The following is a 22,036-nucleotide window of genomic DNA, read 5'->3' as shown; positions in this document are numbered from 1 at the left end:
AGAAGCGCCGCTCAGGTCAGGTGTACACCAGCTTCACAGAGTGCGAAGGCTGATGAGGGGGCTCAGCCAGGGACCGTCTGTCCGTGGCTGACGCACCGCCGACGCGGTAACACGCGACCTGGATCGTTTATTACTGCGGTGATCGTGAGTGACCTTGATCACCGGACTAGCTGTCCCTGGCTGCGCTCACTGGTTCTTGTGAGGCTTGATCCCATGAACAGCAACCGTGAACCCAGTTTTCCCGCTCCCGCCCACTGGATCGACGGCCGGGCGATTCCCTTCGACGGTCCCGTGATCGAGGTGGTCAACCCGGCCACCGGCGCCGTTATCGCGACTGTCCCCGAAGGCACGGCCGGCGATGTCGACCGCGCCGTGGTTGCGGCCACCGCCGCGTTCCCTGCGTGGGCCGCCACCGACCCGGCCGAGCGTGCCGCCGTCATGCGGTCCATCGCCGCAGGCCTCAAAGCACGCAGCGAGGAGATCGCCGTCGCCATCAGCACGGAGATGGGCGCCCCGATCTCCCTGGCCCGCTGGGGCCAGGCCGCGATGCCGATCATGTCCACGGAGGCCATCGCCAGTGTCGAGAGCGACTTCCCGTGGAGCGAGGAGATCGCGAACTCGTTGATCCTCCGTGAGCCGATTGGTGTGGTCGCGGCGATCACTCCGTGGAACTTCCCGCTCCAGCAGGTTGTCACCAAGGTCGTTCCGGCCCTGCTGGCCGGCAACACCGTGGTCCTCAAGCCGTCCGAACTCGCCCCGCTGTCCGCACGGATCTTCGCGGAGGTCGCCGCCGAGGCCGGTCTGCCCGCCGGGGTGTTCAACGTGGTGCACGGCACCGGGCCAGTCGTCGGTGAAGCGCTTGCCGGTCACCCGGCCATCGACATGGTGTCCTTGACCGGCTCCACCAGTGCCGGCAAGCGCGTCGCCGCTGTCGCGTCCGGGACCGTCAAGCGGGTCGCACTGGAACTGGGGGGCAAGTCCGCCGCCGTCATCCTGCCCGACGCGGATCTGAAGGACGCGGTCACCCGCGGGCTTGCCAGTGCCTGGACCAACAGCGGCCAGGTCTGCGGCGCCTACACCCGCATGCTCGTCCCGGCCGAGCTGCACGACCAGGTGGTCGACCTGCTCCGTGAAGCGGCCGGCGAGTACACGACGGGCGATCCCACCGACGAGAACACACGGCTCGGCCCGCTGGCCTCCGAGGCGCAGCGCACGCGCGTGGCCGCCTATATCGAGCGGGGCGTCGCCGACGGGGCCACCCTTGTGGTCGGCGGTCCCGGCAGACCCGTGGGGCTTCCCACCGGTGCCTATGTCAAGCCCACCATCTTCGCCAACGTCGAACCGGACTCCGTCATCGCCCAGGAGGAGATCTTCGGCCCGGTCCTCGCGGTCATTCCTTACACCGATGACGACCACGCCGTATGGATCGCCAACAGCACGATCTACGGCCTCAACGGCGCCGTGTTCGGCGAGACCGAGCACGCCCTGGCCATCGCCAAGCGGATGCGTACTGGCCAGGTCGACATCAACGGTGGCCAGTTCAACCCGCTCGCTCCCTTCGGCGGCTACAAGCAGTCCGGCAACGGACGCGAATACGGCCGCTTCGGTCTGGAGGAGTTCCTGGAGACCAAGGCCATCCAACGCTGAGCCCCATGCCAACGGCGCCCTCCGGCGGGCCGGGCTCAGACCGTCAGGGCCGGTTTCCGTGTACCACGGTCAATCAGATATCCACCCCAGGCCCTTCCGATCGGCGGTCGACTCAGTCCGAGGAGACTTCCGGTCCCGTTCACACAGGGCAGTTCGTACATTTCCGAGTCACGCATCGCTGCGGCAGGCCGATCACCCCTGATGGGCCTGCGCCCAGCGCGAATCGAGGTATTCATCTTGAAGGCAACCCCCGGGCTCACTGCCCGCGCAGTCGATCGCCTCCTCCGGCGGCTAAGAAAGCTTCCCGCGCCACGCAACGAGTACGCCGTCGTGCGTGGCTTGCGGACGCCGACTCGGGATGGCTTCGTCCTGGTGAGTGACCACTACAGTCCTGTGGTCTCGGGCTCCGACAGCGCCACGATTCTGATCCGCACACCGTACGGCCGAGGGTTGCCGGTCGATGCGCTCTGGGCCCGGACTTTCGCGGCGCGGGGATATCACGTGATCCTCCAGAGTGTCCGCGGGACGGTGGACTCCACCGGCACCTTTGAACCCATGGTGCGGGAAGCCGAGGACGCCCAGGACACAATCGTGTGGTTGCGCGAACAGTCGTGGTTCAACGGAAAATTGGCAACTTTGGGCATGTCCTACCTGGCCTTCACCCAATGGGCCCTGCTGGCCGACCCCCCGCCCGAACTCCGGGCGAGTGTAATGATCGCTGGACCTCACGACTTCAGTCGGGTCATCTGGGACAACGGCTCGTTTGCGCTGGAGGCCATGCTGGGCTGGAGCGCTGTCAACAGTGTCTCGTTCGAGGACAGGCCGAGCCTGTTCCGGCAGCTCGTGGGGAACAAGCAGTCTACGAACCGGTTGGTTGCGTCGTTCGCGGGTCTGCCCTTGGCAAGAGCGGCAGAGTCCGTCCTGGACAAGCGTGCCCCGTGGTTTCAGGAATGGCTGGACCACACGGACCTGACCGACCCGTACTGGCGCCCGTACAACTACACCGGCGCCGTGCAGCATGTGCGGACGCCGACGCTACTGGTGGGTGGCTGGCAGGACGTTTTCGTCGGACAGACCGTGGAGCAGTACGAAGCCCTGCGGTCCAGGGGCGTTGATGTCGCTTTGACGCTCGGTCCGTGGACGCACGCCGGTCACGTCACCAAGGGGTCAGGCGTCATTGACAACGAGGCCCTGGACTGGCTGGACACGCACCTCGGTAATGATGGACCGGCTCGACGTGCCCAGCCGGTCCACACGTTCGTCACCGGCAGCGACACCTGGCATACCTCACCGATATGGCCGCCGACCTGCACTGAGACAAGCTGGTATCCGAACAGTGCCGGTCAGTTGACGGCGACGGTCCCCTCGGGAGGCGAGTCGGCATTCAGCTATGACCCCGGCGATCCCACGCCCTCGGTAGGCGGGCGGAGACTGACAGGCGATGCGGGTGTGCGGAACAACTCGGATTTGGAGGCGCGGCAGGACGTCCGGACCTTCACCACTCTGCCCCTTACTGCCGATCTCGAATTCGAAGGATTCCCTGTCGTCGACGTGTCCTTGAGTTTGGACAACCCTCACGCCGACCTCTTCGTACGTATCTGCGACGTCGACGTAAAGGGCCGCTCACACAACATCGCCGATGTCCTCGTCCGACTCGACCCCACGGCGGACGCCGGACAGGTCCAGCACGTCACCGCACGGCTGTCTCCCTGCGCTCACCGATTGCTGAAGGGACACCGTCTCAGGCTGCAGCTCTCGGGTGGCGCTCATCCGCAGTACGCCCGAAATCTTGGCACTGGCGAGCCCCTGTCGACCGGGACCGGCCTCAATGCGGCCGTCCACACCATCCACCACGACTCCACGCGGCTGACTCTTCCTGTCACTTCCACGGGGACCACCAGACCGTCGTAGCCCAACTGCTGCTGGTCGCCCGCCTGCGACCTGCCGCACGTCGTCGGCGGCCTCCTGTACGCGACGGGTGTCCCTCGATGGCCGGTATCGCCCGGCCGATTCGACTCCAATGAAATGGGGCTCCGTCCGACCGACTAACCGATGGGGTTCTCGGCCGCGAAGGTCCTGGGCCGCCGGCACCCCCACCCCACTACACACGCCCAAGCCGTCAATCTGGGCTTTCTCCAGAAATACGACAGCCGACCAGTAGCCGCCCTGGACGGGGAGCCGGCCTGTGTGCCCGCACCATGACGGCGCGTACCCGGTGCGGCCGGTGAGTTCGGGCAAGAATCTCCGCGGCTGCCGCCTCGGACGGAGGTCTCCACTCCGCCCTGCCGGCGGGGCAGATGTGCCATTGTTTCTGGCGTCTTCCCGACAAGGCGTTACATACGCAACCCGAGAATTGGTCCCGCAACTCGGTGCACACCCGGTAGGAGACAGGGCTTTTATCCACGGACTCTTTGTCCATGGGTAAACGCTCCGGACCCGGTCCAGCTTCTGCAAGGCTTCAGGTTCATACGGATGACCGTTGACTAGGAGTCGTTGTGAAGGACATATCGGTTCCCCATCTGACTGGGAAACTCGCGGTGGTGACCGGCGCGAGCGACGGTATCGGGCTCGGTCTGGCCGAACGGCTGGCCCGCGCCGGCGCCGAGGTCTTGATGCCGGTCCGTAACGCCGCCAAGGGCGAGGCGGCCGTCGCCCGCATTCGCTCGTCCGTCGCGGACGCCGCGGTTTCCACCTTGGCACTCGACCTGGCCTCGTTGAACTCTGTGGCCGCGCTCGCCGAGCACCTCACCACTGTCGGGCGTCCGATCAATATCTTGATCAACAACGCGGGCATCATGATGCCGCCCACCCGGCACACCACGAGCGACGGATTCGAGCTTCAGTTCGGCACAAATCATCTTGGTCATGTTGCGTTGGTGGCACGCATACTGCCGCTGTTGCGGGAGGGCAGGGCAAGGGTCACCACCATGACCAGCAGTGCCGCCCGCACCGGCAAGATCAACTGGGACGACCTTCAGAGTGAGCGCTCGTACGCGCCCATCGGCTCTTACCGGACCTCGAAACTGGCCAACCTGCTGTTCGGGATGGAGCTTGACCGGCGCAGCACGGCAGGCGGCTGGGGAGTTGTCAGCAATGTCGCCCATCCGGGGACGACCCTCACGAACCTGTACACCGCCGGCCCCGACATGGGGCGCCAGAAACCCTCGGCGTACAAGGCGATCATGACGCGGCTCGCTGGTTGGGGTCTGTTCGTGCAGAACGTCGACGCGGGATTGCTTCCTACTCTCTATGCGGCCACAAGCCCGGAGGCGCACGGCGGAGGCCTGTACGTACCCGACGGTCTCGGCCACTTCACGGGCGGTCCCACCAGCCAGACTCCCTACAAGCCTGCCCGGAACGAAGCCCTCGCCGCACGGATGTGGGAGGTCTCCGAACGTCTGGCCGGGGTCGCCTTCCCGCGCGTCTGACCCACACGCAGAAGCCCGCCCTGTGAACCGAGCCGAAACCGCCGCCCTCCTGCGCAGGCGCCGTTGAGTACTCCAGCTCGGATGTCAGGCCGCCCGAGGACAGACCCAGGGGCAACGCACCTGAATGGTTGCACCGTCCATGCCTCCGCTCTGGGTAAACCCTGCCGCTGTGCTCGGATCCCCCGAAAGCACGCCGTGGCGCGAGCCACCACCGCCGCACATGCATACAAACTGGGGACCGCACCCTTCCTGCGCGGGGAATTGAGCTCGCCCGTGGTGGCCGGCGACAAAAGAAGGAGCTTTCGCGTGACAACCGTTATCCAGCACGTGCTGAATCGGCTTCAGGACATTGGCGTGAAGCACGTCTTTGGCGTACCCGGTGATTACGCGTTCCCCATCAACGATGCCATTGCCCAACATCCAGACGTCGAGTGGGTCGGCAACTGCAACGAACTCAATGCCGCCTACTGCGCGGACGGCTACGCGCGCGTTCACGGGGTGGGCGCGGTGTGCACCACCTACGGTGTCGGAGAACTCAGCGCCATCTGCGGCATCGCCGGCGCCTACACGGAGCACGTTCCACTGTTCCATCTCGTCGGAATGCCGCAGATGGGGGTGCAGGCTCACCACTCCGTCGTGCATCACACATTGGGCGACGGCGAGTTCAACCTCTTCGAAAAGCTGTCGGGTGCGGTGGTCTGCGCGAGCGCCATCATGACCCCCCAGAACACCGCCGCCGAGACGGAGCGCCTCATCGCTGCCGCGCTCTACCACCGTCGGCCGGTCTACATGGCCTTCCCCTCCGACCTGGCAAGCATGCCCGTAGTCGGTGAGGCGCAGCCGCATCCCACTCCGGCCAGCGATCCCCGCCAGGTGGATGTCGCCGTGCAGGCGATCAGTGACATGCTCGGCAGAGCCAAGAGCTCGTGCGTCCTGCCCGGTGTCCTCCTGGCACGTGCCGGCCTGGAGCCGGACCTCCAACAACTCCTCGACGCCACCGGAATGCCCTTCGCCACGATGATGTCGGACAAGGGAGTCCTCAACGAGGACCAGTTGTCCTTCGTCGGCATGTACGACGGCAAACTCATGAACGAAGACGTCCGCCGCTTCGTCGAGGACAGTGACGTCGTCATCCTCGGTGGCACACTGATGAATGACTTCAACACCGGAGCATTCACCACGAACCTCGATCCCGGCCGGTTGATCGACATCCGGCACCACTACGTGCGGGTCGACGGCATGACCTACCAGAGCGTGGAGATGAAAGACCTCCTCAACGCTCTCGCCGAGAAGCTCCCCCACAAGCAGTGGCCGCAGCCGTCGGCGGAGATCACACGCATGGCGCCGGCAGGAGGCAGCGGTGACGACCCCATTACCGCCGCAACCCTCTACCCGCGGTGGGAGAGGTTCCTCAAGCCGAACGACGTACTGATCGCCGAAACCGGAACAGCGTCCATGGGCATGGCGTTCGCCCGGCTGCCCGCGGGTGCCACCTTCCACAATCAGACACTGTGGGGCTCGATCGGCTGGGCCACCCCGGCAGCTGTGGGCGCCGCCGTCGCGGCCAAGGACAGTCAGCGCGTCGTGCTGATCACCGGAGAGGGCTCGCACCAGCTGACAGCCCAGGAAATCAGCCAGTTCGGGCGAAACGGCCTGCACCCGGTGGTCTTCGTGATCAACAACAACGGCTACCTGATCGAGCGCCTGCTCTGTGCCGACGGCGACATCGCCTACAACGACATCGCCGACTGGCGGTACTCAGAGCTGCCGAAGGTGCTGGGCTGTGAAGGTTGGTACACGGCACGCGTGACCACCATCGCTGAGCTCGACCACGCCATGGACACCGCGGCGAACGCCGACACCGGATGCTACGTCGAAGTGGTCACCGGCACCTACGAGGCACCTCCCCTGCTCAACCAACTCCACAATTACACCGCGACGCTCTACTCAACCTGAGCGCACGCACGGGGCGTCCGAGAGTGCCGGCTGCTGGCCATCAGGGGACGGCCAGCAGCCGGTTGGCGATGGCGGTGACGAAGGCCTCGCCGAGGTCGTCGGGAGGTGTGCGGCTGTAGGCGGTGATCTCCCTGTCCACTGGGGGTACGGGAAAGGCCGTCCGCCCGGTGAAATGTGGGGGAAGGTTGTTCTCCGGGACCAGGGCGGGACCCATTCCCGCGGCGGCCAGCCGGAGTGCGGAGGACGCCTGTTCGGTGCGGATACTCACCGCGGGGGTGAACCCGGCCCGGGCACAGGCGGCGTCCAGAATGTCGGACAAGCCACTGTCTGGGGTGAAGTGCACCCATTCCCGGTCAGCGAGTTCCACCAGGCTGATGGTGTGGCGTCCGGCGGCCACGGGGTCGTCCTCGGCGGTGACCACCGTGAAGCGCTCGAAGCCCAAGGAGCGCACATATCCGTCCCAGTGGTCCGGACGCGGGCCGATGGCGATATCGGCCTGGCCGTCCACCATGGCCGCTGTCATCGTCGCGGACCTGCGGTGCTCGAACAGGCGGACTCGGATTCCGGAGTGGGTGAGCCGCCAACTGCGCAGCGCGTCGGGAAAGATCCCGACGCTGTGTGAGTACATCGTCGCGACGTACAGCTCCGCCTCCACTTCGGCGACGACTCGGTGTGCGGTGGACTCCACCCGTGCGCCGGCGGCCAATGCGGCTCGGGCGTGCGGCATGACAGCTCGGCCTGCCGGGGTAAGCCGTGGTCGGCGGGGCGTCCGCTCGATCAGTCGAACCCCGAGCGCTCGCTCCAGGGCCTGGAACTGGTGCGACAGGCCGGGTTGGGTCACGTGCAGGAGCTCTGCCGCCCTGGAGAAGGAACCCTCATCCATGATCGCGACAAAGTACTCCAGCTGGCGCAGTGAGACGTTCATGCGCTCAGCTTATGCATTTTCATAAAAACTGTCCTTGGACGCATGGGCTCGGCTGGGCCACTGTGTCCGTGCAAGACCAATTTGCCGGAAAAACCGAGCGAGGAGCACACAGCATGAGTACGTCTGGCACGATGCGGGCGGTGGCCTCATACCAGGGCCTGCCGGTCGACGACCAGGACAGCGTTGTAGACGTTGAGGTGTCGGTGCCCGAGTTGCGTGGTCGGGATGTGCTGGTACGGGTGCAGGCGGTTTCGGTGAATCCCGTGGACGTCAAGATCCGTTCGGGGCTGGCCGCTTCGAAGACTCCCCGAATCCTGGGATTCGACGCGGCTGGCGTCGTCGAGGCGGTGGGTCCCGACGTAACGACCCTGGCAGTTGGCGACGAGGTCTGGTACGCCGGCGACGTCACTCGCCCCGGCGCCAATGCCGACCTGCACGCGGTCGATGAGCGGCTCGTCGGGCGCAAGCCGAATTCGCTCACCTTCGCCGAGGCGGCAGCGATGCCACTGACCACCATCACGGCCTGGGAGACGCTCTTCGAGCGTTTCGGGCTTACCCAGGACTCGAAGGGCACACTGGTCGTTTTGGCCGGGGCCGGCGGCGTGGGGTCGATGACGGTCCAGCTGGCCAAGGCGCTGACCGGCGTGCGCGTTCTCGCTTCTGCCACTCGCTCCGAGTCCCGGGCGTGGGTACAGGAGCTTGGAGCCGACGCGGTGGTGGACCACCACGACCTTGTGGAGTCGGCGACGAACGCCGCCCCTGACGGCATCGACTACCTCTTGAGCCCGCATTCGCGCGGAAACATCGAAACCTACGCGCAGATCATGCGGCCTTTCGGCCACATTACGGCTATCGATGAGCCCGAGGGCCTGGACCTGCTCCCGCTGAAAAGCAAGAGCGTCGCCTGGCACTGGGAGTTGATGTTCACCCGGTCCATTCACCAGACCGACGACATGGTGGTGCAGAAGAATCTGCTGGAGACTGTCGCTGGTCTAGTCGACGAAAAGCGGATCCGCACCACACTCACCACCGCAATTGACGACTTCTCCGCCGCCGGCCTCCGCGAGGCGCACCGCTTGGTGGAGACTGGTCGGGTCACCGGGAAAATCGTCGTCACTCGCTGAAACAGAGCCGCTCGCGGTCCAACGAGGCGTAAGCGTCTCCAGCAAACGCCGCTGGCCGCGCCCGTTGCCCCTCGTGCGCACCCGTGAGCTGGCGGGAGAGTCGCGTCACATCACCGACTACGCAAACGAATCCCGGAAAATAGCCGCACAATTTTCCTTGCAGAGATCAAAGGTTTTCCCGCCGGCTCTGCTCAGTCTAATATCGCCTCATCCCTGATCGTACTGCCGAGGAATTATGATTTCCGATTTCACCACCACCGCCAAGACGTCCGGCCCCATCGGGATACTCATGCCGATCGAAGTCCATTTCGACGACTTGGACGCTCTGGGAATGCTTCACAATGGCCGCTACCAGGTACTGGTCGAGCGCGCATGGCTTTCCTTCTGGCACAGAAAAGGGTTTTTCGGCGCCGAAGGCCTGGAGAATGACGGCTTCAACGTCGTAAAGACTTTCACGATCACGTACGACACCCCTGTAACCGCGTTCGGTACGTATGCCGTCAACTTGTGGATCGAGAAGATCGGCACGACTTCAGTGACATGCGGTTATCGCGTGTGTTCCGCCGATGGCGAGAAGACTTACGCGTACGGCATCCGTACCGCCATCTGCCTCGACCGAAAGACGCTCTTGCCCACGCCATGGTCTGATCACGCTCGCGAAGTCGCCGCCACAATCATGGCGACACAGGCTAGCTGAACCATGGTGCAGCGACTCGAAGAAGTGATGCCGCTCGGACGGGGCCGGCCTGCGGGAGTCCGGGTGAGTGATGAACAGCGCTAGTCAGGCTGGGCGCGGGAATTGCCCCGTGGATGGGCATCTGCTCAGAGAAGTACTCGACCGGCCTGCGTTCCAGGCAAATCCGCATCTCGTATTGCGAGATCTGCGGGAGGCAGGGGCAGCGCACCGGTGCGAGCCACGTGGAGCTCCGGCGCAGTGGTTGGTCACCGACTACGAGGAGGCTCGTTCGGTACTCAGCGACCCCCGGATGAGCAAGCGCTCGGAAGCTGCGGGCCTGGAGCCAGGATGGTTGATGAGCGGGATCCGGGTCCCCGAACAACCGCCGTGGCTCATTACGCTGGACGCGCCTGAACACACGCGGCTGCGACGATTGGCAGGACGGGCCTTCATACCTCGTCAGGTTGAGGCGCTGCGCCCGGCAATCCAACGCACGGCGGACCGGTTGTTGGACGACATGCTGGCGACCGGGTCGCAGGCAGATCTCGTGGACGCCTTCGCCTTTCCCCTGCCCGCCCTGGTGATCTGTGAGCTCCTTGGGGTGCCGGCCGAGGACATACCCGGGTTCCGCTCGTGGACCGATGTGGTGACACGGTCGGACGCACCAGAGCTGCAGCAGAGGGCTTTTATCGAACTTTCCACATACTTGGGGTCTCTCATCGGCCGCAAGCGGGACGAGCCTGGTGACGATTTGCTCAGCGCCTTGGCCCAGCCTTCAGACGAGGAAACCCCTCACGATCGTCCTCTGGATGACGCCGAGTTGGTCGGTGTTGTGTTGGTGCTGCTCGTTGCCGGGTTGGAGACAACGGGCAGCCTGATCGGCAACGCGGTGCTGGAGCTGCTACGCCGTCCGGAGTTGGCGGCCTCTCTTCGCACCGATCCGGATTTGATGCCTGACGCCGTCGAGGAGTTCCTGCGCTTCAACGGACCGGCTCACGCCACGACTGAGCGCTTCGCCACCCAGGACCTGACGATCGGCAGCCTTCCGATCCGCCGAGGTGACATGGTGCTGGTCTCCTTGTCCGCTGCTAACCGGGACCCTTCGCGCTTTTCTGACGCGGACGACCTCAGGATCGGTCGTGACACGGCGGGCCATATGGCCTTTGGTCATGGCCCGCACTACTGCCTGGGAGCCCCCCTGGCTCGCGCCGAGGCCGTCGTTGCTCTGAACGCGCTCCTGCAGCGTGTCCCGGATCTAAGGTTGGCGGTGCCGGAGAACGAGCTGACGTGGCGTCCCGGGCTGCTCATCCACGGACCTGCCATCTTGCCGGTCTGCTTCGACGCCATGTCCGGCAGTCCAGCCGCGAAGTAGGCAGCTGCTGTCGTTTCCAAAGCTGAGTCCTCGGCGGCCCGGTGATCACCGAAGGTGATTCCCGGGCCGCCGTCACGTTGGCGCGTTGGTGTGTGTCTGCTCGTGCTGATGAGGTGCCACGTAGCGGGCGTGCTCGGCCCGGGCGTCGTACTTCCGGGCGAACCGCGTGGCTCTCGTGTTGTAGCGGATGGTGAACGCGGTGATCTTGTTCAATACCCGCAGCCTCCGCTTGTCGGCTACAACAGCCAAACCGTCGGCGCCGAGGACTGGCGGCGTCTGACCGTCGAGCGAGTCGGTCACGGTGCCATGCCCTTGGTGCGCATCGCTGTCTGGTCATGCGTGGAGACACCGCAGAAGGCACGATGGGACAGGGCCGCGCGGGCCCACTTCTTGGTCACACTCGAAGAACCGGTGCGGCCCCTGTCACGTCAGGGCCGAGCAGATGGTTCGCGGACCGGGTCGTGGCCATCGTGCTACGACAGGGTCAGGCTTTCGCATCAGTGCAGGCCCCGGGTGGGCGAACCATGAACACGTCGATCGGGTCTTGAGCTTCCACGACGAATCCGTGGCGTTCGTAGAGCCGACGGGCAGCACTGCCTTGCAAGACGTTCAGACCCACGGTCATGCCCTGCGCGTCAGTCCGCTCCAGCACCGAGTGCAAGACAGCAGATCCGTGACCTCGGCCTTGACGGTGCGGAGCGAGGGTAGAAGTGCTCCAGCCACTGCCCGCCTTCGAAGGGCCGGACCGTGACGCATCCTGCGAGTTCGCCGTCGATCATGATGATCGACGTGTGCTGCGTGGAGAAGGAATCCAGCAGCCGCTGGCGCACCCGGTGCTCGTCCTAGCGGCCAAGCCGTTCCAGGTCCGCACGCATGACCGTGGCCCGCGGCTCCGCGATCACCTCGATGTCCCTTGCCTCCGCAGATCGCACCATCCAGCCCGCGCCGTGCGCCGGCCTGGGCCTGTACAGGGACCACGTCTGATTGCGCCCCGCTTCCCATCAACCCGGCATCCATGGCCCGATTATCCAGTCCTTCGGCTCGGGCCCGGCAGATGGGGGGACCTCACGTCTGGCTGCCCCATCCTGCTGCGACCTCAATCGCGGACCGACTCGGTTCAGCGGGTTCGCCTGAGGCTGATGTCCGCATCCGATCGCGCCTGCGCGGGGAACGCACCGTTCCGTGTTGTCGGACCACGTCGGCCCAGCTCGGCAAGACGAGTGACTGTGTTCGGCGGTGTCTGGTGCGCCCCGTCGACAACCGGCGGGCGGGGTAAATCATGGCGTCCAGCGCGTGGCACATCACGGCGGAGCACCGACGTGGCCGCGCTCGGGCACCAGCAGGGCCTCCGGCGAATCCCTGACGCATCCTTTTCGAGAGCGAGTAGACGCACCGTGACCTCTGCCGAACAACACTCCGCAGCGCCCAAGGATCCGCAGGTCATTGTACTGTTCGGCGCGACGGGCGACCTGGCGGGCCGCAAGCTCTTTCCCGGCCTGTACCGCCTGTTCCGCGCCGGGATGCTGCCGGATCGTTTCACCGTCATCGGCTCGGGGCGGCACTCCCCCGGAACGGACGAGGAGTTCCGTACCCGACTGGCGGGCAGGGTACGGGAGCACGCCGGGGACGCGTTCGAGGACGACACGTGGGCCGCGTTCGCCAATCACCTGACCTTCCATACGTCGTCGGCCGACGACGGGGCGGGACTGGCGGAGGCGCTGAAGCGCACCCAGCGGGAGTACGGCGAATCGGCACGGACCCTCGTATACCTCTCCGTGCCGCCCGACAGCATGGAACCCATGATCAAAATGTTGGGCGACACAGGCATCGCCGACGCCGCCACCCTCATCATGGAGAAACCCTTCGGCCGGGACGAGGCGAGCGCCCGTTCCCTGAACGCGGCCGTGCACAAGGTCGTGCCCGAGGAAAGGGTCTTCCGCATCGACCACTTCCTGGGCAAGGAGGCCGTTCAGAACATTCTGGCGCTGCGCTTCGCGAACGGCCTCTTCGAACCGGCCTGGAACCGAGACCACATCGCGTACGTGCAGATCGACGTGCCGGAGCAGATCGACATCGAGGGTCGGGCGGCGTTCATGGAGAGCACCGGAACCTACCGCGACATGATCACCACACACCTCTGCCAGATCCTCGGCTTCGTCGCGCTGGAACCGCCCGTACGCATCGGCGCACAGGAACTGCGGACCGAAAAGCACAAGGTTTTCGAATCGCTCCGCCCCTTCGATCCGAAGGAGGTCATCTTCGGGCAGTACGACGGCTACCGCGACGAGAAGGGCGTCGATCCGGGGTCGACCGTCGAGACGTTCGTGGCGGTCCGCGCGTGGGTGGACAACTGGCGCTGGCAGGGCGTTCCGTTCCTGCTTCGCACGGGCAAGGCCATGGCCCAGTCCCGGCGCGTGGTGACCGTCGGATTCCGCAACCCGCCGCAGGCGCTCTTCGGCGCGACCACATGCGAGCAGGGCGAGCCGAACGAACTGGTCCTGGAGCTGACCGACGAGCCCGAGGTGTCGCTGGTGCTGCGTGCCAAGCGGCCCGGCCCGGAACTCGTGCTGGCCGACGCGCGCCTCGGCCTGAAGTTCGACAAGGCGTTCCCGGGCGTCCAACCGCTTGAGGCGTACGAGAAGTTGCTCCTCGACGCCATGCGCGGAGATCAGACACTGTTCACCGGTTCGGCGGGGATCGAACGCCTGTGGCAGGTGTGTGACCCGGTGCAGCACGACAGGCCCGACGTGCTGCCGTACGCCAAGGGGTCGTGGGGTCCCGAGGCGGCGCTACCGCTCGCAGGCGAGGGCGGCTGGCGGCTTCCTGACGCATGACACCGCGAAGCAGGACCAACGATCCGATGATCGGAAAACACTTCCTAGAACCACCCGCCTCGCGGGAAACTCGCCCGCTGAAGTACAGCCTCAGCTCGGCCAGCTGCTGTCCAGTGCGTATTGTCTGCGCTCGACTTCGGAACGACAGCGTCCGCCGACCCCGCGTCCTCGTGCACGAACCGATTGCTGACCAGGCCCTCCGGCCCACACCCTTGTTGAAAGTCTTGAGCGTCGCACCCCTACAGCGGCATCGTCCCCGCCGCGGGCTTCGCACACGGTCGCGGAACCTTCAACGACGTCACCGTGCCGGCTTCGCATTTTCGCAGTTCAGTGCCCCCTTCCTCATACGAATGTGTGAGGAAAGGACACAGTCGGCCGCAACGTAGCCGTCAACCGCGTCTTCGGAATCCCTTGTCCGGTCGATGTGGCGCCGGTGTTCTGGAGTGTTTCCTGTCAACACCCGAACAGGTTCAGAAGCAAGGCAGGAGACCATGAAAACCGCAGGCCGCCCCACCGTCGTTCTCGTCCACGGTGCCTTCGCAGATGCCTCCAGCTGGGCCGGGGTGATTTCCCGGCTCCAGCAGAACAACGTGCGTGCCCTCGCCGTCGCCAATGAGTTGCGCGGCGGCGCATACGACGGAGCGAGACTGGCAGCACTTCTGCACGACCTGGAAGGGCCGGTCGTGCTCGTCGGCCACTCCTACGGCGGCGTGGTCATCGCCGAGGCGGCTTCCCGCGCGAGCAATGTCAACTCACTCGTCTTTGTGGGTGCGTTCGCACTGGAGGAGGGAGAGAGCCCGATGGATCTGCTGGGCCGTTTCCCCGCCAACGATCTGGGCTCCGCGCTCGTGCCGATGGCGTTGCCGGGCGTCGGCGACGCTGAGGAGACCTGGCTGCGGATCGACGAGAGTGCCTATTCGAAGGTCTTCGCCGCAGACGTCGACCCGACCCGGGCCAAGGTGCTGGCCGTGAGTCAGCGTCCCATTCTCGCCTCGGCCTTCGACGAGAAGGCCGGCCCGGCCGCATGGCGGACTGTGCCCACCCACCACCTCATTACCGCCGCGGACGAGGCCATTCCGGCCGAGGCCCAGCGGGCCATGGCAACGCGTACTGGCGGCACCAGTACAGAGATCGCGGCCTCTCACGCGGTCGCCGTTTCCCGGCCGGGCGCCGTGACCGCGGTGATCCTGGAGGCCCTCAAGGACTGACTGCCCACTCTCCCCTCCCACAGCAGGAATCCGGTGTCTCTCTGTTCGCCGGCCCGCATACCCATCAAGGACTTCTGATGAAGCGCAGCAGGAAAATACTCATCCCCACCGCTGGTGCCCTCGCGGCGGCAGCAGTCGTGGCAGCCGTGGCGATCAACGCCGGCACCGCCTCGGCCACCGCTTCTCATCCGGCGCCTCACCGGCCCACGGTGGTACTGGTGCACGGCGCCTTCGAGGACGCCTCAAGCTTCGCCGGTGTCACCACTGAACTCCAGCGGGACGGGTACACGGTGGTCGCTCCAGCCGTTCCGCTGCGCGGGCTTGCGCAGGACTCCGCCTATGTGGCCAACGTGGTCCGCTCGATCGACGGGCCCGTCGTGCTGGCGGGCCACTCCTACGGGGGCATGCTGATCAGCGAGGTGGCCGCCCAGGTCCCGGACGTGCATGCCCTGGTGTACGCCGCCGCCTTCATCCCGAGGAGGGGCGAAAGCCTGCAGGACCTCAACGAGAAGTACCCGGGCAGCCTGCTGGGCCCCGACACCACCTTCACCGTCAACCAGGCGGACGGTCCCGAACTCCACGTCAAGGCGGAGAGTTTCCGGTCAGTGTTCGCCGCCGATCGCACGGCTGGTGACGCCGCGGTGGCCGCCGCGGGACAGCGTCCAGTCCTCGCCTCCGCTCTGGGTGACAAGGCACAGCACGACAGCCCGTCGTCCGTTCCTGTGTACTCCATCATCACTACTCAGGACAAGGCGATTCCGCCGGCAGTGCAGGAGTTCATGGCGCATCGTGACCACGCCAGGACGTGGAAAGTACGGTCCGCCCACGATGTCACCACTACCCACTCACAGTTGGTGGCCTCCGTCATCGAGCAGGCGGCGGGCCGCAACCGCTGACGTGGCGGGGCACCAGTGGCCGGCGCGCTCCTCACCAGGGGCTCGCCGGCCGGCGTCTCACTCCAGGGTGAGTACGAACCGGGTGAGGTGCACCCGGGAACTTATGCCCAGCTTGGCGAAGACAGACCGCAGGTGTGTGCCCACCGTGCTCGGGGAGACGACCAGCTCTGTCGCCGCGGAGCGATTGGTGTGCCCCTGCGCGATCAGCAGCGCGACGCGGCGCTCCGCCAGGGTCAGCGACTCCCACCCGGAGGACGGCCGCGAGGCCGCCCGGCGTGTGCGACTCCGGACTCCCGACGCGTGCAGGTGCCGCCGCACACGGGCGGCTGGTCCGACCGCACCGGCTTGCTGGTACTGGGCAAGGGCATTTTTCCAGGCCTCCAGTGCCGCGTTCTTGTCGTTGGACATGGCCGCCAGCCCCCATTCCTCCTCGGCCCGCGCCCTCAGCAGCAGTCGCGGAGACGTCGCCAGCGCGTCTCTCGCTTCATCCAGATTCTGCTCGCGCAGACCGCGGGCCAGAGCCGCGGCTGCAGAGATATCCGCCGCTTCGGGATTTTGTCCGGCCAGGTCGGTCAGGCTCGCCACCGCTGCGCGCAGCGTCTCCCCGTCGGCGGCGTGATGTGCGGAAATGGCAGCTTGAAGCAGGAACTCCTCTCGCCAAGGCAACGCGGTCTCCGCCGCGGCCCTCAGCAGCCGCGGCGCGGCTTCCGGCAATCCCTCGAAGTCCGCGGCGAGGGCGGCCAGAACGGGCAGCGCCCTGTTGCTGCCCGGAGAGCGGGCGAGGTGCTTGCGGGCCGTCGCCCGCTCACCCCGCAGGAGCGCGACCCATCCCAGTACGTGACGGGCTTCGGGCTCGATGACCGGGTCACCTATCTCCTTGGCCAGTCGCAGACCGCGCGCAGCGGAGTCGGCCGCATCGGAGAGCCTGCCGACAGCCACCAGAACCTGGCTTCGAGCAACAGCAAACTGGGCTGAATCCCAGGAATCGAGACCGAGATGCAAGTCGTCGACGGCGGCGTCCAGTTCCCGGAGGACTCCGGACGGCTCCCCCAGTACGGCGCGCAACACCAGGACGCGTATGTGCAGGGACGCGTTCGGCAATCGCCCGACCTCTGTCGGGGAGACGGCGGCATTCAGCCTCAGCGCTGTTCGGTAGCCTCTCAGCGCGGCAGTGTACCCACCGTCCGCGACATGCGACTGGGCGTGAGCCGCCGCGGTGACAGCAGCGGCCAGGTGGTCGACGGGTGCCTCAAGAGGCGTCCCGGCGGACCAACCACGGTAGGCAGCCAACCGCTCGCGCAGGGCCTCGGGCGCGTACGGCACGTCCCGCGCGAAAGCGTGTACATCCGCGTTGCGTCCAGCGAGCCACATGTGAGGGGCGAGGGAAAGGCGCACTTCGGCCTCGGTACTGGGGGCGAGGCCGACACGCAACAGGTCGCCCGCGAAGGTTTCCGCCGCGGCGTACTGGCGGGCGTGCAACAGCACCTTCACCACGTCCCGGCCCAGTCGGTCGCGCAGGACCGTGTCCTCCCGGACAAGGTCATATGCCTGCCTGATAAAGATGGCAGATGTCACGGACATGGTGTCAAGGATCTCGAAGGCCGCCCGTCTCAGTACTTCCACGGCCGCGCTGTCGCCCGGCTCCGCCGAGGCCAGTACGTGGGGTGCCGCCTCAGCGGCGCCCCGCTTGTCGCTCAGAAGGCGGTCGACAGCCTTCTTGTGAAGTTCCGTACGTACGGAGGGCGGGATGTCCTCATAGACAGCCCGTCGCAGTAGGTCGTGTGAGAAACGGATCTGGCCGCCCTCGTCGGTGAGCAGCCCCGCGGACAGCGCTTCTTCCAGGGGCGCCGTCAGCCGGATGACAGCCTCCGACAGCAGATGGGCCACGTCGCGGAGGGGGAACGAGGAGCCGAGTACGGCACCCGCTCGTAGCAGCGCCCGGCACAGGTCCGACGTGGGCGCGATGCGGCGCCTGATGCCTGCGACCAGGCCGGCTGGAAGCCCCGCCCCCTCTTTGTCGTCGCTCCCAGGTTGCAGAAGCCCTTCTGCGATGTGAACAGCCAGGAACGGGACGCCGTCAGCTTCGAGAAGGTGGCCGGCAAGCACCGGTTCGATGTCACGACCCAGACGGTCACGGGCGATCTCCAGAATGGCATCGCGCCGCAGGGCCCCAAGATCGATGCGCAGGACAGGGACGTCCGCCTCGGTCGCCATGCCGACAACCTGATCGGTGGGGCCGGCGGCAACGGGCCGACTGGCCAGGAACCACAGAATGGGCGCTCCGGCGAGCCGGGCAGGGAGGGTACGCAGAGCGAAGGCACTGAGCGGATCAGCCCACTGGAAATCATCCAACGCGATCAGCAACGGACGGACGTCGGATGACCGCCGCAGCAGACTCGCCAGCTGTTCAACCAGCCACAGGGGTTGCTCGACGAGCGGGAGCAGACTGGCGAAGTCCTCCGCGGAAAGCAGTGGAACGCGGCTCCCTGCTCGAAGGGCCGTGCCCAGCGAAGCCAGTGGAGTAGTCCGGTCACCTTCCCCCGCTGCCGCAGCGCCCACGGCGAAGCCGCCACTCTTGAGCTGTTGACGGACGACCCGCAGGAATTGGGTCTTGCCGATCCCGGGATCGCCGTCCACGACCACCAGTCGAGAGCCGGTCCGCTCGGCGCGCCGCGCCTCGTCCAGAACCGACTCCAATTCCGCCGTACGTCCGCGCAACGGATAGGACGGCGATGGCGGAACGAATGCACTCATGTTGCCTCAGCTAGGTGAATTGCCTGCGACGCCTCGGGCGTGCAGGGCGCCTTCTGCATCGGATCGCTTACCGATAGGTAGCGATCGTTCAGTCCTCGAACTTCCCCGAGTGCATGCGGCCTCTACCACACGCGGTATCGGACATCAGTGTCCCTTATCGGTTTACAGCAATAGCACCGAGGCCGTTTTGTCATTCACACACAAACTCAGTACCGAAATATGGGCCTTTCTTGACTCTGACAATACGGTCGCACTCGCTCTCGCGGATCAGTTCACCAGCATCCCCCGGGGCGAAACAGCAAGCGTAAGTACGGATAAATGCCAGTCGCTGGACGGTCTGAGGGGTCAGCGGGTTGACCGGGGGACTCATCAGGACTCCGGAGAGCGTGCGTTGGGGCAAGCCGAGGTTGACTGGACTTGACCGGTTGCCCGACGGGCCGCGTCACGCTTGGCCCGAAGGACAGTCAGTGTCAAGTCGATCTCACGGTTTGTTGTAGAGGGCGGCGGCCCGGCCGAGGAAGTCACCGCCCCGAGCACGGACAACTTCGAAGCGCGGCACGTCCAACGTGGACGACTGCCGACGAGCAAGGTCCGTGGTACCCACCCACTCGACGTTGACAAGGCCTGCATAGATGACGACGACCTTGTAGAGCATCTCGGCGGCATCCGACCGACCGACTACGTGCGACTCATAGCCTGGGAGTCCTTGCCGCCACTTTCGTTCAGAAGAATGACGTCCGCTTCCCTGCTCGTTCAGCCGACGGAGGCGGGGATCCTCGACGGCCAAGGCGGTCCGAAGGGGGTATCAGCCGAGGACCGTCCTCAGGATCAGTTCCTCGAAAATCAGGTAGGCCAGTAGCGAGAAGGGCATGGCGGTCAGGAGGGTCAGTACGCGTTCCTTGTGGGTGCGGCCCATCAGCAGCGCCACGAGGACCAGAACGGCGAGGCATGCCCATGCCTGGGAAACGTAGTGCAGGACCCAGGCGTACTGGATGGCCTCCATGCCGAAAACACCCGCGAGGGCGGCGAGTCCGATGACGCGGTAACGCGGGCTGCAGCCCCGCCACCAGGAGCCCGCCACCCCGAACAGAGGGCCGGCGATGAACGCCATACCCAGCCAGATGAGGGGAGCGAACAAAGAGCCCATGCCAACGCGCGCGACCTCCGCGTAGCCGTAGTAGCCGACGACTAGACCGGACTCGGCGCACAGACCCGCGACGGCCACTGCGGGCAGGCTGACCTGCCGGGCCAGCAGCGCGCCAGCCGCGAACGCAGCGACGGACCAGACCGCACCGGAGTTGGGGATCTGATTCCAGGCCCCCGGAAGCCAACCTTGGGCCAGATTGGTCAGGACGCCGAGGAGGAGGCCTCCGGCGAATGCCGACACCGTTGGGTAGAGCCAGACTCTTCTGCTCGTGTCGGACACCGAGGCCGCGGCAGGGGACGCGTTCATGGCGGTGGTGCTCCCTGTTTCTTTCGAGGCTGCGAGGCTCACGCCCCTTGGTGCAGTTGTAAGGATGCAGGGGGCCGGCAGTTCGTTCCCTTGATGGGCTCCGCCGATGTGGGTAGGCGCACCCAGAACTCCCAGAACGTGGGACAAGAGGTGAGCAAGCCCGCCGTCTGAGCTTGAGTTCTAGTGGTTGTCGCAACACCCCGGTTCAGGGGATGCGATGGACTTCGAAATCCGGAAGATCCCGTGCGCCTCCTCATCGCCACCGAAGACCACTCGATCCGGTTCCGCCGGATCCACCTGGAAGACATGGGTCTGGTCCGCAACCGGAAGGTCTGCGAACTGGACGGTGAGGAAGTCACCTCGGCCGAGATCGGCAAGGGCTACGAACTGTCGAAGGACAACGTCATCCCGATCAGCGACGATGAGCTGGCGGACATGCCGCTGCCCACGGCACGTGCCATCGACGTCGTCGCCTTCGTCGACCGCGGCACGATCGACCCCATCCGCCTCGGCCAGACCTATTACCTGGAGGCCGTCAGCGAGGTCGCCGCGAAGCCTTGCACCCTTCTACGGAAGGCGCTGGAGCGGTCCTCGAAGGCGGCTGTGGCGAAGTACGCGCTCCGTGGCCGCGAGCGCCTTGGACTCCTGTCCATCAAGGAGAACGCGATGGTGCTGCACCAGATGCACTGGCCGGACGAGATCCGGGACCCGCCGAGCTGACGCCTCCCGAGGTGGAGCTGGACGAGGGCGAGATCGAGGGGGCGCTCGCCCTGATGGAGACCATGGCCCTGGACGACGTTTCCGGCTTCCACGACGAGTACACCGAGGCGCTGGAGAAGGTCATCGAGGCGAAGGCCGATGGCAAGGCACCGCCGCAGCCTGCTGGCGAGGCGAAGGGCAGCGGCCAGGTGGTCGACCTGATGTCCGCGCTGGAGCAGTCCGTCCAGCAGGCCAGGAAGTCCCGCGGCGAGACCGGTGAGGACGCCACCGTGCACGACATGCCGGCCCGCAAGAAGACCGCCGCGAAGAAGGCCCCTGCCAAGAAGCACGGATCAGGCTAGGGCTCCCACCCGGCGGCCGGTGTGACAAGGAGCGGCATGACCCCTTCAACGATCGACGGAGCAGTGCTCGTGCGAGTAGACGGCTCGGCGGGCCCCAGGGTGCTGGACGTTCTCGGCCCACGATGCGGCGGGGTCATCGCAGACCCCGGTGCGTCGGCGTTCTACTGGTTCGTTGACGCGCAAGCCACTGAGGGGTGGGATGCGCTGGGCGCCTCGGTAGTTGCCGCCGAGGATCGGCCGACCGTCCCTCCACTCGACAGAACCAAGAGCCCTGGCCCTCACTGGCGTATGTGTCCGGCCGGGGACAGCTGGCACACCGATGCCGATGCCCTGCGGGCAGCCATCGCCGACACCCACATGGCGCCCTCCAATTCCCCGGTTGCGACGGCCCAGGCACCGAGAAGCCGCTTCATGGATTCAGGTGCCGGACAGGCCATCGGAGCACCACGTCTGGGTACGACTCGCCGTCGTCCTGGCGGCCCTCCCGGTGTCCATCGCGGCAGCCCAGCAATCGCACTTAGACGTCGTTTCTTATGGCTTGATCGTTCGTTGAACGGTGCATGACGGACTTGGTTGAGCGGTTGGTGCCGGATGAGTTGTGGGTGTTGTTCCGTCGGGTGGTGCCGCCGACGGTGGTGATACGTCCGCAGGGTGGTGGCCGGGCTCGGGCGGGTGATCGTGAGGTGCTGGCGGCGATCCTGT

At 65.9% G+C, this 22,036-nt stretch carries 17 protein-coding genes and 2 pseudogenes; 13 read left to right on the top strand and 6 right to left on the bottom strand.

The genetic code is table 11. The features are described from left to right. Nucleotides 1-213: 213 nt before the first annotated feature. The 4 genes from IEY79_RS32775 to IEY79_RS32760 all read left to right on the top strand — a co-directional run bounded on the left by IEY79_RS32775 (nucleotide 214) and on the right by IEY79_RS32760 (nucleotide 7,031). Nucleotides 214-1,647 carry an aldehyde dehydrogenase family protein gene (locus tag IEY79_RS32775; protein ID WP_189111293.1) on the top strand — a complete coding sequence of 478 codons (1,434 nt, stop codon included), beginning with the start codon at nucleotides 214-216 and terminating at the stop codon, nucleotides 1,645-1,647. Nucleotides 1,648-1,848: 201 nt separating this feature from the next. Further along, nucleotides 1,849-3,558, top strand: coding sequence for a CocE/NonD family hydrolase (locus IEY79_RS32770; RefSeq protein ID WP_189111292.1), 1,710 nt, complete (start codon nucleotides 1,849-1,851; stop codon nucleotides 3,556-3,558). 584 nt (nucleotides 3,559-4,142) lie between these two features. Next, nucleotides 4,143-5,075, top strand: coding sequence for an SDR family oxidoreductase (locus tag IEY79_RS32765; RefSeq protein ID WP_189111291.1), 933 nt, complete (start codon nucleotides 4,143-4,145; stop codon nucleotides 5,073-5,075). Between the two features lie 306 nt (nucleotides 5,076-5,381). Then, nucleotides 5,382-7,031 carry an alpha-keto acid decarboxylase family protein gene (locus tag IEY79_RS32760; protein WP_229701332.1) on the top strand — a complete coding sequence of 550 codons (1,650 nt, stop codon included), beginning with the start codon at nucleotides 5,382-5,384 and terminating at the stop codon, nucleotides 7,029-7,031. A gap of 40 nt (nucleotides 7,032-7,071) precedes the next feature. Here the strand turns inward: IEY79_RS32760 and IEY79_RS32755 are convergent, their stop codons facing one another. After that, nucleotides 7,072-7,956 (bottom strand): LysR family transcriptional regulator, encoded by an 885-nt coding sequence (locus IEY79_RS32755; RefSeq protein WP_189111289.1) that lies wholly within the window; start codon nucleotides 7,954-7,956, stop codon nucleotides 7,072-7,074. A 113-nt stretch (nucleotides 7,957-8,069) separates the two neighbouring features. On the opposite strand from IEY79_RS32755, the gene IEY79_RS32750 reads away from it, so the two are divergent. The 3 genes from IEY79_RS32750 (at nucleotide 8,070) to IEY79_RS32740 (ending at nucleotide 11,128) form a co-directional block, all read left to right on the top strand. After that, the gene (locus IEY79_RS32750) at nucleotides 8,070-9,080 is read left to right on the top strand and encodes a zinc-binding alcohol dehydrogenase family protein (RefSeq protein ID WP_229701331.1); all 1,011 of its coding nucleotides are present in this window, start codon (nucleotides 8,070-8,072) and stop codon (nucleotides 9,078-9,080) included. Nucleotides 9,081-9,315: 235 nt separating this feature from the next. Continuing rightward, on the top strand, nucleotides 9,316-9,777 hold the full coding sequence (locus IEY79_RS32745) for an acyl-CoA thioesterase (protein WP_189111288.1): 462 nt from the start codon (nucleotides 9,316-9,318) through the stop codon (nucleotides 9,775-9,777). Nucleotides 9,778-10,018: 241 nt separating this feature from the next. Next, nucleotides 10,019-11,128 carry a cytochrome P450 family protein gene (locus IEY79_RS32740; RefSeq protein ID WP_229701330.1) on the top strand — a complete coding sequence of 370 codons (1,110 nt, stop codon included), beginning with the start codon at nucleotides 10,019-10,021 and terminating at the stop codon, nucleotides 11,126-11,128. A gap of 72 nt (nucleotides 11,129-11,200) precedes the next feature. Here the strand turns inward: IEY79_RS32740 and IEY79_RS32735 are convergent, their stop codons facing one another. Both IEY79_RS32735 and IEY79_RS32730 read right to left on the bottom strand, forming a co-directional pair. Further along, nucleotides 11,201-11,428 (bottom strand): hypothetical protein, encoded by a 228-nt coding sequence (locus IEY79_RS32735; RefSeq protein WP_189111287.1) that lies wholly within the window; start codon nucleotides 11,426-11,428, stop codon nucleotides 11,201-11,203. A gap of 184 nt (nucleotides 11,429-11,612) precedes the next feature. After that, a pseudogene (locus IEY79_RS32730) lies at nucleotides 11,613-12,063 on the bottom strand (GNAT family N-acetyltransferase). Between the two features lie 459 nt (nucleotides 12,064-12,522). On the opposite strand from IEY79_RS32730, the gene zwf reads away from it, so the two are divergent. The 3 genes from zwf (at nucleotide 12,523) to IEY79_RS32715 (ending at nucleotide 16,066) form a co-directional block, all read left to right on the top strand. Continuing rightward, nucleotides 12,523-13,962 (top strand): glucose-6-phosphate dehydrogenase, encoded by a 1,440-nt coding sequence (gene zwf, locus IEY79_RS32725; protein WP_229701329.1) that lies wholly within the window; start codon nucleotides 12,523-12,525, stop codon nucleotides 13,960-13,962. A 491-nt stretch (nucleotides 13,963-14,453) separates the two neighbouring features. After that, nucleotides 14,454-15,170: an alpha/beta fold hydrolase gene (locus IEY79_RS32720; protein WP_189111286.1), complete on the top strand. Its 717-nt coding sequence runs from the start codon at nucleotides 14,454-14,456 to the stop codon at nucleotides 15,168-15,170. Nucleotides 15,171-15,247: 77 nt separating this feature from the next. Beyond that, nucleotides 15,248-16,066 (top strand): alpha/beta fold hydrolase, encoded by an 819-nt coding sequence (locus IEY79_RS32715; RefSeq protein WP_189111285.1) that lies wholly within the window; start codon nucleotides 15,248-15,250, stop codon nucleotides 16,064-16,066. Between the two features lie 57 nt (nucleotides 16,067-16,123). Here the strand turns inward: IEY79_RS32715 and IEY79_RS32710 are convergent, their stop codons facing one another. The 3 genes from IEY79_RS32710 to IEY79_RS32700 form a co-directional block, all read right to left on the bottom strand. Beyond that, the gene (locus IEY79_RS32710; RefSeq protein WP_189111284.1) at nucleotides 16,124-18,820 is read right to left on the bottom strand and encodes a helix-turn-helix transcriptional regulator; all 2,697 of its coding nucleotides are present in this window, start codon (nucleotides 18,818-18,820) and stop codon (nucleotides 16,124-16,126) included. A 481-nt stretch (nucleotides 18,821-19,301) separates the two neighbouring features. Further along, on the bottom strand, nucleotides 19,302-19,475 hold the full coding sequence (locus IEY79_RS32705) for a hypothetical protein (RefSeq protein ID WP_189111283.1): 174 nt from the start codon (nucleotides 19,473-19,475) through the stop codon (nucleotides 19,302-19,304). A gap of 150 nt (nucleotides 19,476-19,625) precedes the next feature. Then, entirely contained in the window at nucleotides 19,626-20,273 is a 648-nt protein-coding gene (locus tag IEY79_RS32700; RefSeq protein WP_229701328.1) for a DUF6518 family protein, read from the bottom strand. A gap of 243 nt (nucleotides 20,274-20,516) precedes the next feature. Here IEY79_RS32700 and ku point away from each other — a divergent pair, with 243 nt between their 5' ends. The 3 genes and pseudogenes from ku to IEY79_RS32690 all read left to right on the top strand — a co-directional run. Further along, a complete protein-coding gene (ku, locus tag IEY79_RS38255) occupies nucleotides 20,517-20,993 on the top strand; it encodes a non-homologous end joining protein Ku (protein WP_308426709.1) in 477 nt (158 codons plus the stop codon). An 11-nt stretch (nucleotides 20,994-21,004) separates the two neighbouring features. Beyond that, nucleotides 21,005-21,334: a Ku family protein gene (locus IEY79_RS38250; RefSeq protein ID WP_308426708.1), complete on the top strand. Its 330-nt coding sequence runs from the start codon at nucleotides 21,005-21,007 to the stop codon at nucleotides 21,332-21,334. Nucleotides 21,335-21,894: 560 nt separating this feature from the next. Next, a pseudogene (locus IEY79_RS32690) lies at nucleotides 21,895-22,036 on the top strand (IS5/IS1182 family transposase); the annotation flags it as partial.

The sequence above is a fragment of the Streptomyces camponoticapitis genome (assembly GCF_014646115.1).
Taxonomy (GTDB): Bacteria; Actinomycetota; Actinomycetes; order Streptomycetales; family Streptomycetaceae; genus Streptomyces; species Streptomyces camponoticapitis.
This window is presented reverse-complemented; position numbering and strand designations above follow the sequence as displayed.

What these genes read in the sequence shown, in the direction of transcription:
- IEY79_RS32745 (WP_189111288.1), top strand. Translation starts at nt 9,316, where the DNA reads ATGATTTCCGATTTCACCACCACCGCCAAGACGTCCGGCCCCATCGGG.
- IEY79_RS32750 (WP_229701331.1), top strand. Translation starts at nt 8,070, where the DNA reads ATGAGTACGTCTGGCACGATGCGGGCGGTGGCCTCATACCAGGGCCTG.
- IEY79_RS32705 (WP_189111283.1), bottom strand. Translation starts at nt 19,475, where the DNA reads ATGCTCTACAAGGTCGTCGTCATCTATGCAGGCCTTGTCAACGTCGAG.
- IEY79_RS32700 (WP_229701328.1), bottom strand. Translation starts at nt 20,273, where the DNA reads ATGAACGCGTCCCCTGCCGCGGCCTCGGTGTCCGACACGAGCAGAAGA.
- IEY79_RS32775 (WP_189111293.1), top strand. Translation starts at nt 214, where the DNA reads ATGAACAGCAACCGTGAACCCAGTTTTCCCGCTCCCGCCCACTGGATC.
- IEY79_RS32710 (WP_189111284.1), bottom strand. Translation starts at nt 18,820, where the DNA reads ATGAGTGCATTCGTTCCGCCATCGCCGTCCTATCCGTTGCGCGGACGT.
- IEY79_RS32715 (WP_189111285.1), top strand. Translation starts at nt 15,248, where the DNA reads ATGAAGCGCAGCAGGAAAATACTCATCCCCACCGCTGGTGCCCTCGCG.
- IEY79_RS32720 (WP_189111286.1), top strand. Translation starts at nt 14,454, where the DNA reads ATGAAAACCGCAGGCCGCCCCACCGTCGTTCTCGTCCACGGTGCCTTC.
- IEY79_RS32770 (WP_189111292.1), top strand. Translation starts at nt 1,849, where the DNA reads ATGGGCCTGCGCCCAGCGCGAATCGAGGTATTCATCTTGAAGGCAACC.
- IEY79_RS32755 (WP_189111289.1), bottom strand. Translation starts at nt 7,956, where the DNA reads ATGAACGTCTCACTGCGCCAGCTGGAGTACTTTGTCGCGATCATGGAT.